The organism is Amycolatopsis sp. NBRC 101858, assembly GCF_030269325.1.
Taxonomy (GTDB): domain Bacteria; phylum Actinomycetota; class Actinomycetes; order Mycobacteriales; family Pseudonocardiaceae; genus Amycolatopsis; species Amycolatopsis ponsaeliensis.
Genome location: NZ_BSTD01000001.1, coordinates 1,156,284 through 1,169,854, shown reverse-complemented (window position 1 = coordinate 1,169,854; position 13,571 = coordinate 1,156,284). Strand labels below are relative to the sequence as shown.

The following is a 13,571-nucleotide window of genomic DNA, read 5'->3' as shown; positions in this document are numbered from 1 at the left end:
TCTGTCGTGGTTCGGGCTCGGATAGGAGATTTATGCAGGTCAGGTCCACTCTCGTGCGTGGCGGGATCGCGGCTCTCGCCGCGGCCGCTGCCGTGATGATCAGCTCGCCGGCCGCTCTCGCCGACGATGGTGCCGCTCGCGGCCGTGTCGACGAGCACGGTGGCACGGTCGGGTACCGGCTCAACCTCGGCAAGGGCGGCGACTACATCGCCGAACTGTTCGAGATGAAGCTCTCCAACGGCAGCACGCTGAAGCTCTACTGCGTGCAGATCACCGTCGGCCTGCGCACCGACGTCGACATGGTCGAGCGGCCGTGGAACAAGTACCCCGCCGAAGGCCCGTTCAAGGCCAACAGCGCGAAGATCAACTGGGTGCTGCACAACGGCTACCCGGGCACCGGCCTCGACGCGCTGGGCAAGGCGCTGAAGAAGGCCGGCGTCGAGGTCCACGACGGCGTCTCCGAGCGCGAGGCCATCGCCGCGACGCAGGCCGCCGTGTGGCACTTCAGCGACGGCGTGAACCTGGACGCCACCAAGCCGCTGGCCGAGGAGAACTCGGCCGACGCGAACGCCGACGTCGCCGCGCTCTACGCGTACTTCACCGGTGACCAGAACAAGGGCATCGGCGAGCAGCCGAAGCCGACGCTGAACATCGCCGCGGACAAGACCGAGGGCACGGCCGGTGGCAAGATCGGCCCGTACAGCGTCGCCACCAGCGGGGACGTCACCTCGCTGACCAGCCAGCTGCCCGAGGGCGTCAAGATCACCGACGCCGACGGCAAGGAGCTGAAGGGCTCGGACGTCAAGGACGGCAGCAAGCTGTTCGTCGACGTCCCGGCGGGCACCACGCCGGGCAAGGGCGCCTTCACCCTCAAGGCCACCGGCGAGCTGGACACCGGCCGCCTGTTCGTCGCCGACAACTACGCGAAGAAGCCGGCGCAGTCGCTGATCGTCGCCGACTCGGAGAAGACCGAGGTGACCGCGAACGCGGCCGCCAGCTGGACCGAGGCCGGTGCCCCGAGCACCGCGCCGAGCACCCCGGCCGGTTCGAACGGCGGTGGCGGCGACCTCGCCAACACCGGTGTCGACGCCGCGGTTCCGTTCACCGTCGGCGGCCTGCTGCTCGGCGGCGGCGCGCTGATGCTGCTGCTGAACCGGCGTCGCAGCCGCGCGTAAGCGCCAGTAAGCACCCGGGAACGGGGCCGGTCCACAGTGGACCGGCCCCGTTTTCGCGTCCGACCATCGGATTGCGACCATCGGGGCAAACCCGGCGAACCGCACGCACATTGGTCTAGACTTTTCGCCCGGACGGCGAAGGGACGAGACCATGCGCGGTACGACCGTTCCGCCCGGAACGCCCTGCGAACGGCCTCGGGCGGGGGAGCTGCCGATGCACCGGCTGGAGGTGCCGGCCCCGCACGCACCGCCGTTCGCGGTCGGCACGTTCGCCGAGATCGGGCCGCTCTCACGCGCGGAGTTCCCGCACCGGCACACCTTCCACGAGCTCGTCCACATCACCGGCGGCACCGGCGCGCACGTCCTCGACCTGACGCGCCGGCCGCTGCGGCCGCCGCAGCTCGCCGTCATCGCGCCGGGGCAGGTGCACCAGTGGGCCGGCGTGCGCGGCCTGACCGGCCACGTCGTCCTGTTCACCGACGACTTCCTCCTCGACCACCCGGCCGACCGCGAACTGCTGCGGCGGCTGAGCGAACAGCCGTGGCTCCGGCTGGACGCGCGCGCCGACGCGGCCGTCACGCGGGTGATCGCCGACCTCGAAGAGGAACACCGCCACGGCGAAGAGTCCGTGCTGCGGGCCCTGGTGCACGTCCTGGTCGTGCGCGCCGGACGGCTGCTGGGGACGCCGCCGCCCGCGCCCGCCGGAGCGGTGGCGGCGGAGTTCGCCCGGCTCGCCGGCCGCCCGGACCTCGGGCTGTGGTCGGTGTCCGCGCACGCCCGGCGCATCGGCGTCACGCCGGGGCACCTCACCGAGGCCGTGAAGGCCGCGACCGGCCGCACCGCCGCGCAGTTGCTGCGCGAGGCGCGCACCCGGGAGGCCCAGCGGTTCCTGCTGCGGACGGACCTCACCGTGCGCCAGGTCGCGACCCGCGTCGGGTTCGCCGACCCGGCCTACTTCTGCCGGTTCTTCCGCCGCGAAACCGGGCTGAGCCCCGGCGACTTCCGCCGCGGCGGGGAGAATCACCACGACTGACCGAGCCAGTCCATCGTCGCGGACCCGGTGCGCTGCCTACGTTCGAGGGGATTCCCGACGCCCCCGCGAGGAGCAGGCATGGACGAGGACACCAAGCTCAGCCGCAAGACGGTGCTGCGCGCCGCGCTGGCCGCCGGCGTCGCCGCGCCGGTCGCCCTGATCGGCGGGCCGGCGCTCGCCCGCACGACCGTCGCCGGCGGCCAGGCCCCGGAACTGACCCCGGCGTGCCACGACGGTGACGAGCCGACGATCGAGCAGACCGAAGGGCCCTACTTCAAGCCGAACTCGCCGGAACGGACCGACCTGGTCACTCCCGGCACCCAAGGCACGCGCCTGACGGTGTCCGGCTACGTCTTCGGGCGCGCCTGCCTGCCGGTGAACCGCGCGCTGCTGGACTTCTGGCAGGCGGACGTCAACGGCGCCTACGACAGCGCCGGCTACACCTTCCGCGGCCACCAGTACACCGACGCACAGGGCGCGTTCCGGCTCTCCACGATCGTGCCCGGCCTCTACCCCGGCCGCACCCGGCACATCCACGTCAAGGTCCAGGCGCCCGGCCGGCCGATCCTCACGACCCAGCTCTACTTCCCGAACGAGCCGCGGAACAACACCGACACGATCTTCGACGCGCGGCTGCTGATGACCGTGCGGGACAACGGCACCGCGAAGGAAGCCGCGTTCGACTTCGTGCTGAACGTCCCGCAGACCCCGACGTCGACCCCGCCTGCGTCCACGCCGCCGACCTCGACCCCGCCCGGGGGCAGTACCTGGGCGGCGGGCACGAGCTACGCGGCGGGCGCCCGGGTCACCTACGGCGGCCAGGGCTATGTCTGCCTGCAGGGGCACACCGCCCAGCCGGGCTGGGAGCCTCCGGCCGTCCCGGCGCTGTGGCGGGTGGGGTGAGTTCCGCACGATAGGCGTCGCCCCGGCGCGGGGCGGCCTGGGAGATTCGGGGGCATGACGGATTCCCGAACGCGGTGGCTCAAGCGCTTCCACCCGGCCGCGCCCGGCGCGCCGCGGCTCGTGTGCTTCCCGCACGCCGGGGGCGCGGCGAGCGCGTTCCACCCGCTTTCGGCCGTGCTGGCCCCGGCGGTCGACGTGCTGGCCGTGCAATACCCGGGGCGGCAGGAGCGGCACGCCGAACCGCTGGTGGACGACCTGTTCGTGCTCGCCGACCGGCTGGCGGACGTGCTGGCCGCCGAGGTCTCCGGGCCGGTGGTGTTCTTCGGGCACAGCATGGGCGCCAGCCTGGCGTTCGAGGTCGCGCGACGGCTCGGGCCGGCCGGCTTGGTCGTGTCCGGGCGCCGTGCCCCGTCGTCGTTCCCCGGCGGGCCGGTCCCCGAGCGGAGTGACGACGAGCTGCTCGCGGACGTCCGGCGGATCGGCGGGACCGACCCCCGGGTGCTCGCGCACCCCGAGCTCCTGCGCGTGGTGCTACCGGTGCTGCGCAACGACTACCGGGCCGCGGAGAGCTACCACCACCGGCCGGGACCCGATGTGGAGTGCCCGGTGCTCGCGCTGTTCGGCGACAGCGACCCGCGGGTCACGGAGGCCGAGGCGCGGCGGTGGGGGGAGCACACGTCCGGGCCCTTCGAGCTGAAGGCGTTCCCGGGCGGTCACTTCTACCTGAACGACAACCTCGAGGAGGTGGGCGGGCTGATCGGCGAGCGGCTCACCCAGTGGACGAGTGAGCCGCTCGCGTCGGATCAGCAGTAGAGGTTGGCGCCGGGGTCGACGCCGAGGATGGACGTGATCTGGCGGTACTTGTCGACGCGGCTCTGGACCTGGGCCGGGTTGCCGCCGTTGCACTCGATCGAGCCGTTGATGCTGCGGATGGTCTCGCCGAAGCCGCGGCCGTTGACGATCGCGTTGTGCGGGGTCATCGTGCCGGGGCCGCTCTGGGTGTTCCAGTACCAGAGGCCGGTCTTCCAGGCGACGGCCGCGTTCTGCTCGACCTGCCAGGGGTTGCCGAGCAGATCGATGCCGAGGGCGTCACCCGCGGCCTTGTAGTTGAAGTTCCAGCTGAGCTGGATCGGGCCGCGGCCGTAGTACGCCGACTGGCCGGCCGGGCAGCCGTAGGACTGGCTCCAGTCGCAGTAGTGCGGGTAGTTGGCCGTGTTCTGCTCGACGATGTAGACGAGGCCGCCGGTTTCGTGGTTGACGTTCGCGAGGAACGCGGCGGCTTCCTGCTTCTTCACCGTGTCGCTGCCGGTGGTGGCGAAGCCGGGGTAAGCCGACAGGGCCGCGGTCAGGCCGCTGTAGGTGTAGAAGCCGTTGCGGCCGGGGAAGATCTGGTTGAACTGGGCTTCGCTGATGACGAACGAGCCCGGGTTGCCCGGGTCGGTGCCGCCGCCGCAGCTGTAGGGCTCCCAGTACCAGGTGCTGATGATGGGGTCGTAGCCCGGGTTGGCGTTCTTGGCGCGGTAGTAGCCGCCGTTGGTGTACTTCACGATGGCGCCGACGTCGTACCACTGGCCCGCGACCCAGTTGGGCGCGTTGCAGGTGGTGCCGCCGCCCCCGCCGTCACAGCTGTAGGGCTCCCAGTACCAGGTGCTGATGATGGGGTCGTAGCCCGGGTTGGCGTTCTTGGCGCGGTAATAGCTGCCGTTGGTGTACTTGACGACCGCGCCCACGTCGTACCACTGGCCGGCGACCCAGTTCGGCCCGCTGCAGGCGGCGGCCGCGGCCTGCGGGACCTGACCGGTGGCGGCGGGCACGCCGAGCACGAGTGCGGCGGCGGCGGCGAATGCTGACAGGACCGCGACAAGACGTCTTCTCAAGACTTGCTCACTCCTTCGGCCACGACGGAGTCCGGACGCGGGGGCGCCCGGTGTCGGAGGGGGTGTGCTCGACCGGCCGGAACGAGGGTGACACCGGTCACTAGAGCAGATTGGTCTAGTCCAGTCAAGGAAGCTGGTGAAGCGGGCACAGGGTCTGCGCGAACGACTCCCGCGTTGAACCGCCCGGGGGAGCGGGTTTCGGCGCGGCTGGGGGCCGCCGCGCTCGCGTGATCCTTCGGCTTCGGGCTCAATCGGCCACGGACTCTCCGGCGGGCTTCCGGGCCAGCACCCGCCCCTGCGGCACTCGCGCCGCCGGGTCTCGCAGGACCTGTGTCACGACTTCGAACCCGGCGTCGGTCACCAGCTCGCACACCCGCTCCACCGGCTGCCGGTAGGCGTCCAGCGAAAGCCCGTCGTGGCCGTGCCATTCGGTCAGGTGCTGCCGCTGGTCGCCGACCTGGAACGCCAGCTGCAGGTGGCCTCCCGGGCGCAGCACCCGGAACAGCTCCGCGCCCACCTCCGGCAGCCGGGCCGGCGGTGTGTGGATGATCGAGTACCACGCCACCGCGCCCGCGAGGCCGCCGTCCGGCAGGTCCAGCCCGAGCAGCGACCCCTCGGAAAACCGCAGCTCCGGGTGGTCGCGGCGGGCGACGGCGAGCATTTCCGGCGTCAGGTCGATGCCCGTGACGTCGAGCCCCGCCGAGGCCAGGAACGCCGTCACCCGGCCGGTGCCGCAGCCGAGGTCGGCGACCGGGCCGCCGCCGTCCGCGCGGACGAGGTCGGCGAACGCCGTGAGCAGCGCGCGGTCCTGGACGTCCTCGGCGATGGGGGCGGAGCGCCGGGCGTAGGTCTCGGCGACGATCGAGTAGGAGTGGCGGGTCGTGGTCAGGAAGTCGGTCACGGCGCGGAGGCTACCGGCGGGCACCGACAGTTTCCGTGATCAGTCCTATGTGGACTCAAGGCGGCCGAGGTGGTCCAGCATCGAGCGGACGGCCTCGAACTCCCGGACCTCCTGGCGGCAGTCCGGGCACGCCGAAAGGTGCCGCTCCACCCGGGCCGAGTCGGCGGCGTCGAGCAACCCCAGGCTGTACGCCCCGAGGTCGGTCCGGTCGTACCGGGCCATGGATCGCGTCTCCGTTCCGCGTCCCGCACGGGAACGCCCGCACTACCGGACGTCTCCAGAGTCCTGACGCACACGCGCTCCCGGCACTGTTCTCCCGTTTTCCACCCGATCGGCCGACAACTTGGGGCGGCGAACAGCCCATGTGAGTGAACCGGGTTCGTCACGGTACTCACCGGTCCGGACACGGAAAGCTTTTCTGCCCCGAATTTCGGCGATTCGGCGTCATGGGTCGCGGGCGGGCTCGTCGGACCTGCGTCAGACCGGAATTTTCCGGCCTCGACCTGGGCGAAGGCGATCCGAAGCGAGGAGAGCGAGAACGATGACCGTACGAAGCCACCGGGCGGACCACGTCGTCGAAGAAGTCGGTGTGTGGCTGGCGGGGGAGTTCGTGGGGCGGCTCCCCGCCGCGGAGATCGACCGCGTCGTCAAGGTGACGCGACTCGACCTCGAAAGCAGCATCGCGCCGGAGGAGCTCGGGGAGATGCTCCACCGGCTGGGCCGGGCCCGGCTGCAGCGGATCGCGCAGCTGGCCCCGGCCGCGCGCGTGCGGATCCCGCAGGCGCGGTGATCGCGTTCCCGGGAAAGCGCGGATCCCCCGCTTTCCCGGGAAACGGCGCTTCAGCGGGACGCGGCCGCCTTGAGCGTCCGGAGGACCGGCGCCGTCTCCAGGGTGTGGACGGCCTCGAGCGCCCCGAGTCGCCGGGTCAGGTAGTGGTGCAGCGCCGCCGCGTCCGGGCAGAGCGCGTGCGCGACCAGGTTGGCCGTCCCGGTCGTCGCCGCCACCAGCGCCAGTTCCGGGTGGGTGGCCAGCTCGTGGGCGACCTCGTCGAGGTGGGCCGGGGCGACCGACATCCAGAGCAGCGCGTGCGTCGTCGCGCCGAGCGGGGCCGGGTCGACCTCCAGGTCGAAGAACACCGTGCCGCCGGCCTGCAGGTCGGCCAGCCGGCGCGCGACGGTCGCGGTGGACCAGCCGGTGGCCGTCGCCAGCTCGGCCAGGCTCGCCCGGCCGTCGCGCTGCAACGCGGCCATCAGCGCGGCGTCGTCGCCGGTCAGCGGCTTGCCCTCGCCGGAGAACACCGGCGTCAGCGCCGCGACCTGCGCCGCGTCGAGTGCCTGGGCCCGGCCGAGCCACGCCGTCGGGCCGCCGAAGTAGCGGTGCAGCAGCTGGTGCGCCGACACCGCCGTGATGCTCGCCGAGCGCGGGATGTCCCGCAGCAGCAGCGAATGGTCGCTCGCGGCCGGCGTCGACACGTTGACGCAGATCTCGGTGCCGCCCGACACGAGCTTGACCCACGCCGTGTCGGCGCGCCGCGCCAGCGCGAGCGCGACGTCGCGCGCGGTGTTCGGGGTCGCCGTCAGCCGGACCATCCACTCCGCCTGCCCGGTGCGTTGCGGGTCCGGCAAACCGACGACGCGAAGCGAGGCTTCGGCGCGTAGCCGGCGATAGCGCCGCGCCACCGTCTGCGTCGAGACGCCGAGAACGTCTCCGATCTTCGTGAACGGCGCCCGGCCGTCGAGATGCAGCGCGTGGATCAGCGCGCGATCGACGTCATCCAGGATGGTCATATCTTTCATCAAAGCGCACGGCGTGGAAGAAATCATCCAGAGGACCGCGATGAGTGGAATCCGCGACGGCGCGCAGGTCAAGGTCGGTGCCGAACGAAAGGGGGCACCTCTTGCCGACCACGACCCGCTACCGGCACCGCTGGGCCGCACTGGCCGTGCTGCTCACCGCCGAAGCGATGATCCTGCTCGACGCCACGATCGTCCAGGTCGCCGGCCCGGTGATCCACGACGGCCTGCCCGGACCGGCCGCCGACATCCCGTGGTTCAGCGCGGCCTACACGCTGCCGTTCGCGGCCTTCCTGATCACCGGCGGCCGGCTCGGCGACATCTTCGGCCGGGCGAGGACATTCAAGATCGGCGTCACGGCCTTCGTGCTCGCGTCGACGGCCTGCGCGGCGGCGCCGGACGCGGGCCTGCTGATCGGCGCCCGCGCGGTGCAGGGCGCGGCGGCGGCGCTGATCATCCCGCAGACGATCGGCCTCATCCGCGCGCTCTTCGACGGCGGCGAACTCGCGAAGGCACTCGGCAGCATCGGCCCGGTGATGGGCCTGTCCGCGGTCACCGGGCCGCTGCTCGGCGGCCTGCTGACGCAGGCGCTGTCGTGGCGGGCGGTGTTCCTGGTGAACGTCCCGCTCGGCCTGGCGGTCCTGCTCGCCGCGCGGTTCCTGCGCGAGGACAAAGCCGCTACGCGTCCGAGGCTCGACCTGGCCGGCACCGCGCTCGTGGTCGCCGGGGCCGGCCTGCTCGTCTACCCGCTCATCAGCCCCGGCGGGACGTCGTGGCCGCTGCTCGCGGCCGGGGCCGCGCTGCTCGTCGCGTTCGGGTTCCAGCAGCGCCGCACGGCCGCGCCGCTGGTCGAGCCGAGCCTGTTCGCCCACCGCGGGTTCCCGGCCGCGCTCGCCGGGTCGCTGCTGTACTTCGCGGTGATGACCGGGCTGATGCTCCTCGTCCCGATGCGGCTGCAGCTCGGCGACGGCGCCGACGTCCGCACCGCGAGCCTGACGCTGCTGCCGCTCTCGGCCGGGCTCGCGGTGTCGTCGTGGTTCGCCGGGTCCCGGCTGGTGCCGAAGTTCGGCGCGCGCGTGATGTTCGCCGGACTGGGCTTGCTGCTGGCCGGGATCCTCGGCGTGGCCGCCGGGGTGCCACCGGCGCTCGCCGTGTGCGGCCTCGGGATGGGCACGTTCACGGTCCCGTTCTTCACCGCCGCCCTGCACCGGGTCCGGCCGCACGAGACCGGCTCGGCCGCCGGGCTGCTCAACGCGGTTCAGCAGCTCGGCGGCACGCTGGGAGTCGCTCTCCTCGGCGGCCTCTACCTGAGCAGCGGGTCGGCGACCACGGCGCTCGGCGTCGCCGCCGGGCTGACCGTGGCCGCCGCCGTCGCGGTCGTCCCGCTCAGTAGTCGTCGCGCCCGGTGAACTGCTGCTCCAGCAGCTCGGCCGCCCCCGCCACCAGCTCGAGCGGGTCGATGAACTCGTTGATGTCCAGGTTGATCAGTGGCAGCGAATGGCGCAGCACGAGGTGGTCGCCCATCACCGCGAGCCCGCCGACGACCGTCGAGTTGCCGACCTCGGTCAGCACGTCGAGGAGGTCGACCTCGTCGTGGCGGGCGAACGGCGTCGCGATCTGGACCCAGTCCTCCTGCTGGTCGAGGACTTCGCGCGCGATCACCATGATCTGGGCCCGCTGCTCGGTGTCGGGCTCGTCGCCGAAGATCAGCCGGATGCGGATCTCGTCGGGGTCGTCCCGCACGACCCGGTATTCCTGCCTGATGTAAGCGACCAGATCGCCCCACTCGGCCATCAGGCGGCTCCGATCCGGTCGAGGTCGGCCTGGACGTCGGCCGGCAGTGCGAGCGAAGCCGCGGCGAGGTTCTCGCGCAGGTGCTCGAGCGACGACGTCCCGGGGATGAGCAGCATCGACGGCGACCGGTGCAGCAGCCACGCGAGCGCGACCTGCAGCGGCGTCGCGCCGACCCGGGCGGCGCAGTCGTCGAGGATGCCCGATTGCAGCGGGCTGAAGCCGCCGAGCGGGAAGTACGGCACGAAGGCGATGCCGTCGGCGGCGCACTTGTCGACGAGGTCGTCGTTTTCGCGGTGCGCCAGGTTGTACTGGTTCTGCACGCAGACGACGGGCGCGATCGCCTTGGCCTCGTCGAGCTGCTCCGCGGTGACGTGGCTGACGCCGAGGTGCTTGATCAGGCCCTGCTGCCGCAGTTCGGCGAGCACGCCGAAGGGCTCGGCCAGCGACATCTGCACGGGGTAGTCGCCGGCGGCGTTGCCCAGGCGCAGGTTCACCACGTCGATGGCGTCGACGCCGAGGTTCCGGAGGTTGTCGTGCACGGCCTGGGTCAGCTCGCCGGCGGACAACGCGGGCGGCCACGCCTTGTCGGGCGTCCGGCGCGCGCCGACCTTCGTCACGATCGTCAGCGACTCCGGGTACGGGTGCAGGGCCTCCTTGATCACCGCGTTCACGGTGTGCGGCCCGTAGTAGTCGCTGGTGTCGATGTGGGTGACGCCGCTTTCGACGGCTTCGCGCAGCACGGCGACCGCGGTGTCGTGGTCACGCGGTGGTCCCCAGACACCGGGGCCGGCCAGCTGCATGGCCCCGTACCCCATCCGGGTCACGGGGACTTCCCCGCCGAGGCTGAAAGTGCCGCCCAGGTTTGCCATTCCGCTCCTCAGGTAGGTGGCGTTCCGCCGAGGAGTCTAGGGAGGATCAGCCGCACGCGCCCTTGCCGCGCAGCACCCGCGTCACCGACTCCTGCACGCGCGTCTTCGGCAGCTCGCCGGACTGGACGGCCTGCACCAGCCGGTTCAGCACCTCGTCGACGCGGCCCCCGGACGACCACAACGCCTCGTCCGCCCCGGCCTGCAACGCCTTCAGCACGGCGTCCGGCAGCGAGTACTGCGCCGTGATCGCCTTCATCGCGCCGAGGTCGTCGGTCACGACCGGGCCGGTGAACTTGAACTCGGTGCGCAGCAGCTGGTACGCGGCCGGCGAGATCGACGCCGGGACACCGCCGGTCAGGTCGGGCACGTCGAGGTGGCCGACCATCACCGAAACCGGGCCGTAGTCCGCGAGGTTCCGGTACGGCACCAGGTCCAGCGTCCGCAGCTGCGCGAGCGGCGGCGTCACGACGGTGCCCTTGTGCGAGTCGCCCGAGCCGTGGCCGTGGCCGGGGAAGTGCTTCAGCACCGGCTGGACACCGCCGTCGCGCAGGCCCGCCGCGAACGCCGCGGCGTACGTCTTCACGCGGTTCGGGTCGGGGCTGAAGGAGCGGTCGCCGATGACGTCGTCGTCCGGGGCGTCGGTGACGTCGGTGTCCGGCGCGAAGTCGACCGTCACGCCGCGGGCGCGCAGCTGGCGGCCGCGGTCGGCGGCCAGCGCCCGGACCTGGGCCGGCGACTTCGTCGCGGCCATCACGCGGGCCGACGGGATTTCGCCGTCGAGGTCGTCGATGCGCTGGACGCGGCCGCCCTCTTCGTCGACCGACACGGCCACCGGCAGCTTGGCCGCGGCCTGCACGGCGTCCAGGGAACGATCTTTCAACAACGCTGTTGCGTTACCGCCGATGAAGATCCCGCCGACCTGGTTGTCACGCACCATCGACACCGTGGCGCCCGGGTTGTCGCCGGACACCCCCACGACGACCAGCTGCGCGACCTGGGCGCGGACGTCCAGGCCGGTGACCAGCGACGCGCAGTCACCGGGCCGCTTCAGAGTCGACGTCGGAGCCGGGGTGGCCGGGGTGGCGGTCCGTGCTGAAGACGGCGGCGGCGGAAGCGGCGACCGGGGGATCGCCAGCCCGGACACGGGGTCCGATTGACAGCCCGTGACCAGGGAACTCACGACAGCGATGCAGAGCGCCACCCCCAAGGCGGCCGGACGTCGGTGGTTCATCGGTCCCTTCACTCGTCGGTGTGCCCCACGACGGTAGTCGACGGCCCGCTTCACGATGTGAAGAAGGCCTGCACGTCCGTTAGAGATTTCGTGAAGGCGACCTCAGCAGACTGGCACCACCAGAACACGGACAGTGGGGAGGGGCCTCGATGGACCAGGTGCGAGTGGCGGCGTGGGCGTCGGACCCGATCGCGCTCACGGGGTTGACCAACCACCTGAAGACCCGGCCGGAGCTGCTGGTCGTGCCGCGTGCCCGGCGGGGCGAGGCGGCGGTGCTCGTGTTCGCCGTCGGGCAGGTCGACCGCGAGGTGATCGCCGCGCTGCGGGCCGCCTCCGCGGAGTCGCCCGCTGCGATCGTGCTGGTCGCCGGGCACGTCGACCCCGGGCACCTGAGCCTGCTCGCGGACTGCCACGTCTCGGCCGTGCTGCCGCGGACCGCGCTCGACCGGCTCACCGACAGCGTGCTGGCCGCCGCACGGGGGCGCACGACGTCGCTGCGCGACCAGGTCGAGGCCCTGGCCCACGAGGGTTCGCCGGCGGCACTGACGCCGCGCGAGGTGGATGTGCTTCGCCTGATGGCCGAAGGCTGGGACACTGCGGAGATCGCGGGCAAGCTCTGCTACTCGGAGCGGACCGTGAAGAACGTCATCTACGCCATGACCAACCGGCTCAACCTGCGCAACCGGCCGCACGCGGTCGCCTACGCCGTGCGGGCCGGTGTGATCTGAGGAAGCCCGTTGCGCACGATCGTCCGCCGGACCGCCGTCGCGGTCGCCGCGTTGATCCCGCTCGCCGCCTGCAGTCCGAGTGACGCCGGCGGCCCGACGAAGCTCACCATCGCCACTTTCGGCGAGTTCGGCTACGCGCCGCTGATCGCCGAGTACCAGAAGCTGCACCCGGACATCACGGTGCAGAACCGCGTCACCGACTTCGACACCCACCACAAGGGCCTCGCGACGCAGCTCGCCACCGGTCACGGTGCCGCCGACGTCGTCGCGATCGAAGAGCAGTACATCCCGCAGTACCGGAAGGCGAAGGACAAGTTCGTCGACCTCGCCTCCTACGGCGCGGGAGAGCTCGAAAAGCAGTGGGCGCCCTGGAAGTGGGCGCAGGGCACCGACGGCGCGTTCGTCCTCGGCCTCGGTACCGACATGGGCAGCCTCGCCCTCTGCTACCGGCGCGACCTGTTCCAGGCCGCGGGCCTGCCGACCGACCGCGACGAGGTCGCGAAGCTGATGCCGGACTGGGACGCCTACGCCGCGGCCGCCGAGCGGTTCACCGAGAAGACGCCGAACGTGAAGTTCGCGGACTCGGCCGGGACCGTCTACACGGCGATGCTCAACCAGTCGCCCGAGAACTACTTCTCGGCGAAGGACGACTCCTTCATCGGTGACCGCAACCCCAGCGTCCACAACGCTTTCACCCTCGCCGGCGGCATCGCGGCGAAGGGGCAGACGGCGGCCGCGACGACGTTCACGCAGGCCTGGAACGTCGCGATCAAGCAGGGTTCCTTCGCGACCGTCGCCTGCCCGGCGTGGATGCTCAGCCAGATCAAGGAAGCCGGCGGCGACGCGGCCAAGGGCAAGTGGGACGTCACGACCGTGCCCGGCAAGAGCGGCAACCAGGGCGGCTCGTTCTTGACCGTGCCGAAGCAGAGCGAGCACCCGAAGGAGGCCTACGAGCTCGCCAAGTGGCTGACCGCGCCGGAGCAGCAGAAGAAGCTCTTCCTCTCCGACGGCATTCTGCCCAGCGAGCCGTCGGTCTACGCCGACCCGCAGGTCGTCGCGCACACCGACCCGTACTTCGGGGACGCGCCGATCGGCCGGATCTTCGCCGCGTCCGCCGACCAGCTGCGGCCCAACTACCGCGGCCTGCGCGACGCCGACGTCCGCCCCGAGTTCGGCCGTGCCCTCGGCCGGATCGAGGACAAGACCGACGGCGTCGACCCGGCCTGGGCGGAAGCCGTCCAGCAGGCGCAAGCCGCCCTGAAGTAG

The 13,571-nt window shown here is 71.9% G+C and carries 15 protein-coding genes; 8 read left to right on the top strand and 7 right to left on the bottom strand.

What is annotated here, in order from left to right; genetic code table 11:
• Positions 1-32 precede the first annotated feature (32 nt).
• The 4 genes from QSK39_RS05510 to QSK39_RS05495 all read left to right on the top strand — a co-directional run bounded on the left by QSK39_RS05510 (position 33) and on the right by QSK39_RS05495 (position 3,924).
• Positions 33-1,175, top strand: coding sequence for a thioester domain-containing protein (locus tag QSK39_RS05510; protein WP_285476558.1), 1,143 nt, complete (start codon positions 33-35; stop codon positions 1,173-1,175).
• 214 nt (positions 1,176-1,389) lie between these two features.
• Positions 1,390-2,208, top strand: a complete 819-nt coding sequence (locus QSK39_RS05505; protein ID WP_285476557.1) for a helix-turn-helix transcriptional regulator — start codon at positions 1,390-1,392, stop codon at positions 2,206-2,208.
• A 78-nt stretch (positions 2,209-2,286) separates the two neighbouring features.
• Positions 2,287-3,111 (top strand): dioxygenase family protein, encoded by an 825-nt coding sequence (locus QSK39_RS05500; protein WP_285476556.1) that lies wholly within the window; start codon positions 2,287-2,289, stop codon positions 3,109-3,111.
• A 54-nt stretch (positions 3,112-3,165) separates the two neighbouring features.
• Positions 3,166-3,924 carry a thioesterase II family protein gene (locus tag QSK39_RS05495; RefSeq protein ID WP_285476555.1) on the top strand — a complete coding sequence of 253 codons (759 nt, stop codon included), beginning with the start codon at positions 3,166-3,168 and terminating at the stop codon, positions 3,922-3,924.
• Here QSK39_RS05495 and QSK39_RS05490 read toward each other — a convergent pair.
• The 3 genes from QSK39_RS05490 to QSK39_RS05480 form a co-directional block, all read right to left on the bottom strand.
• A complete protein-coding gene (locus QSK39_RS05490) occupies positions 3,915-4,934 on the bottom strand; it encodes a chitinase (protein WP_285477936.1) in 1,020 nt (339 codons plus the stop codon). The genes QSK39_RS05495 and QSK39_RS05490 overlap by 10 nt on opposite strands.
• A 301-nt stretch (positions 4,935-5,235) precedes the next feature.
• The gene (locus tag QSK39_RS05485; protein ID WP_285476554.1) at positions 5,236-5,889 is read right to left on the bottom strand and encodes a class I SAM-dependent methyltransferase; all 654 of its coding nucleotides are present in this window, start codon (positions 5,887-5,889) and stop codon (positions 5,236-5,238) included.
• 45 nt (positions 5,890-5,934) lie between these two features.
• Positions 5,935-6,111, bottom strand: coding sequence for a zf-HC2 domain-containing protein (locus QSK39_RS05480; protein ID WP_285476553.1), 177 nt, complete (start codon positions 6,109-6,111; stop codon positions 5,935-5,937).
• A 319-nt stretch (positions 6,112-6,430) separates the two neighbouring features.
• Here QSK39_RS05480 and QSK39_RS05475 point away from each other — a divergent pair, with 319 nt between their 5' ends.
• Positions 6,431-6,679 carry a hypothetical protein gene (locus tag QSK39_RS05475; RefSeq protein WP_285476552.1) on the top strand — a complete coding sequence of 83 codons (249 nt, stop codon included), beginning with the start codon at positions 6,431-6,433 and terminating at the stop codon, positions 6,677-6,679.
• Positions 6,680-6,729: 50 nt separating this feature from the next.
• Here QSK39_RS05475 and QSK39_RS05470 read toward each other — a convergent pair whose 3' ends face one another.
• Positions 6,730-7,677: an Lrp/AsnC family transcriptional regulator gene (locus QSK39_RS05470; protein WP_285476551.1), complete on the bottom strand. Its 948-nt coding sequence runs from the start codon at positions 7,675-7,677 to the stop codon at positions 6,730-6,732.
• A 110-nt stretch (positions 7,678-7,787) separates the two neighbouring features.
• Here QSK39_RS05470 and QSK39_RS05465 point away from each other — a divergent pair, with 110 nt between their 5' ends.
• Positions 7,788-9,092 carry an MFS transporter gene (locus QSK39_RS05465; RefSeq protein ID WP_285476550.1) on the top strand — a complete coding sequence of 435 codons (1,305 nt, stop codon included), beginning with the start codon at positions 7,788-7,790 and terminating at the stop codon, positions 9,090-9,092.
• Here the strand turns inward: QSK39_RS05465 and QSK39_RS05460 are convergent.
• From QSK39_RS05460 to QSK39_RS05450, 3 genes are read right to left on the bottom strand one after another with little or no spacing between them, the layout of a single operon-like run.
• Positions 9,070-9,477: a hypothetical protein gene (locus tag QSK39_RS05460; RefSeq protein WP_285476549.1), complete on the bottom strand. Its 408-nt coding sequence runs from the start codon at positions 9,475-9,477 to the stop codon at positions 9,070-9,072. The two genes, QSK39_RS05465 and QSK39_RS05460, sit on opposite strands and share 23 nt — an antisense overlap.
• Positions 9,477-10,346, bottom strand: a complete 870-nt coding sequence (locus QSK39_RS05455) for an oxidoreductase (protein WP_285476548.1) — start codon at positions 10,344-10,346, stop codon at positions 9,477-9,479. Before QSK39_RS05455 ends, QSK39_RS05460 begins: the two co-directional genes overlap by 1 nt.
• A 46-nt stretch (positions 10,347-10,392) precedes the next feature.
• Complete coding sequence (locus QSK39_RS05450) at positions 10,393-11,577, bottom strand: glycoside hydrolase family 3 N-terminal domain-containing protein (RefSeq protein ID WP_285476547.1); 1,185 nt, start codon at positions 11,575-11,577, stop codon at positions 10,393-10,395.
• 149 nt (positions 11,578-11,726) lie between these two features.
• Here QSK39_RS05450 and QSK39_RS05445 point away from each other — a divergent pair, with 149 nt between their 5' ends.
• Complete coding sequence (locus QSK39_RS05445) at positions 11,727-12,305, top strand: helix-turn-helix transcriptional regulator (protein WP_285476546.1); 579 nt, start codon at positions 11,727-11,729, stop codon at positions 12,303-12,305.
• A gap of 9 nt (positions 12,306-12,314) precedes the next feature.
• Positions 12,315-13,571 (top strand): ABC transporter substrate-binding protein, encoded by a 1,257-nt coding sequence (locus tag QSK39_RS05440; protein WP_285476545.1) that lies wholly within the window; start codon positions 12,315-12,317, stop codon positions 13,569-13,571.

Coding starts and splice junctions, on each gene's coding strand:
- QSK39_RS05480 (WP_285476553.1), bottom strand. CDS start 6,111: ATGGCCCGGTACGACCGGACCGACCTCGGGGCGTACAGCCTGGGGTTG.
- QSK39_RS05495 (WP_285476555.1), top strand. CDS start 3,166: ATGACGGATTCCCGAACGCGGTGGCTCAAGCGCTTCCACCCGGCCGCG.
- QSK39_RS05450 (WP_285476547.1), bottom strand. CDS start 11,577: ATGAACCACCGACGTCCGGCCGCCTTGGGGGTGGCGCTCTGCATCGCT.
- QSK39_RS05500 (WP_285476556.1), top strand. CDS start 2,287: ATGGACGAGGACACCAAGCTCAGCCGCAAGACGGTGCTGCGCGCCGCG.
- QSK39_RS05470 (WP_285476551.1), bottom strand. CDS start 7,677: ATGACCATCCTGGATGACGTCGATCGCGCGCTGATCCACGCGCTGCAT.
- QSK39_RS05455 (WP_285476548.1), bottom strand. CDS start 10,346: ATGGCAAACCTGGGCGGCACTTTCAGCCTCGGCGGGGAAGTCCCCGTG.
- QSK39_RS05510 (WP_285476558.1), top strand. CDS start 33: ATGCAGGTCAGGTCCACTCTCGTGCGTGGCGGGATCGCGGCTCTCGCC.
- QSK39_RS05460 (WP_285476549.1), bottom strand. CDS start 9,477: ATGGCCGAGTGGGGCGATCTGGTCGCTTACATCAGGCAGGAATACCGG.
- QSK39_RS05475 (WP_285476552.1), top strand. CDS start 6,431: ATGACCGTACGAAGCCACCGGGCGGACCACGTCGTCGAAGAAGTCGGT.
- QSK39_RS05505 (WP_285476557.1), top strand. CDS start 1,390: ATGCACCGGCTGGAGGTGCCGGCCCCGCACGCACCGCCGTTCGCGGTC.
- QSK39_RS05445 (WP_285476546.1), top strand. CDS start 11,727: ATGGACCAGGTGCGAGTGGCGGCGTGGGCGTCGGACCCGATCGCGCTC.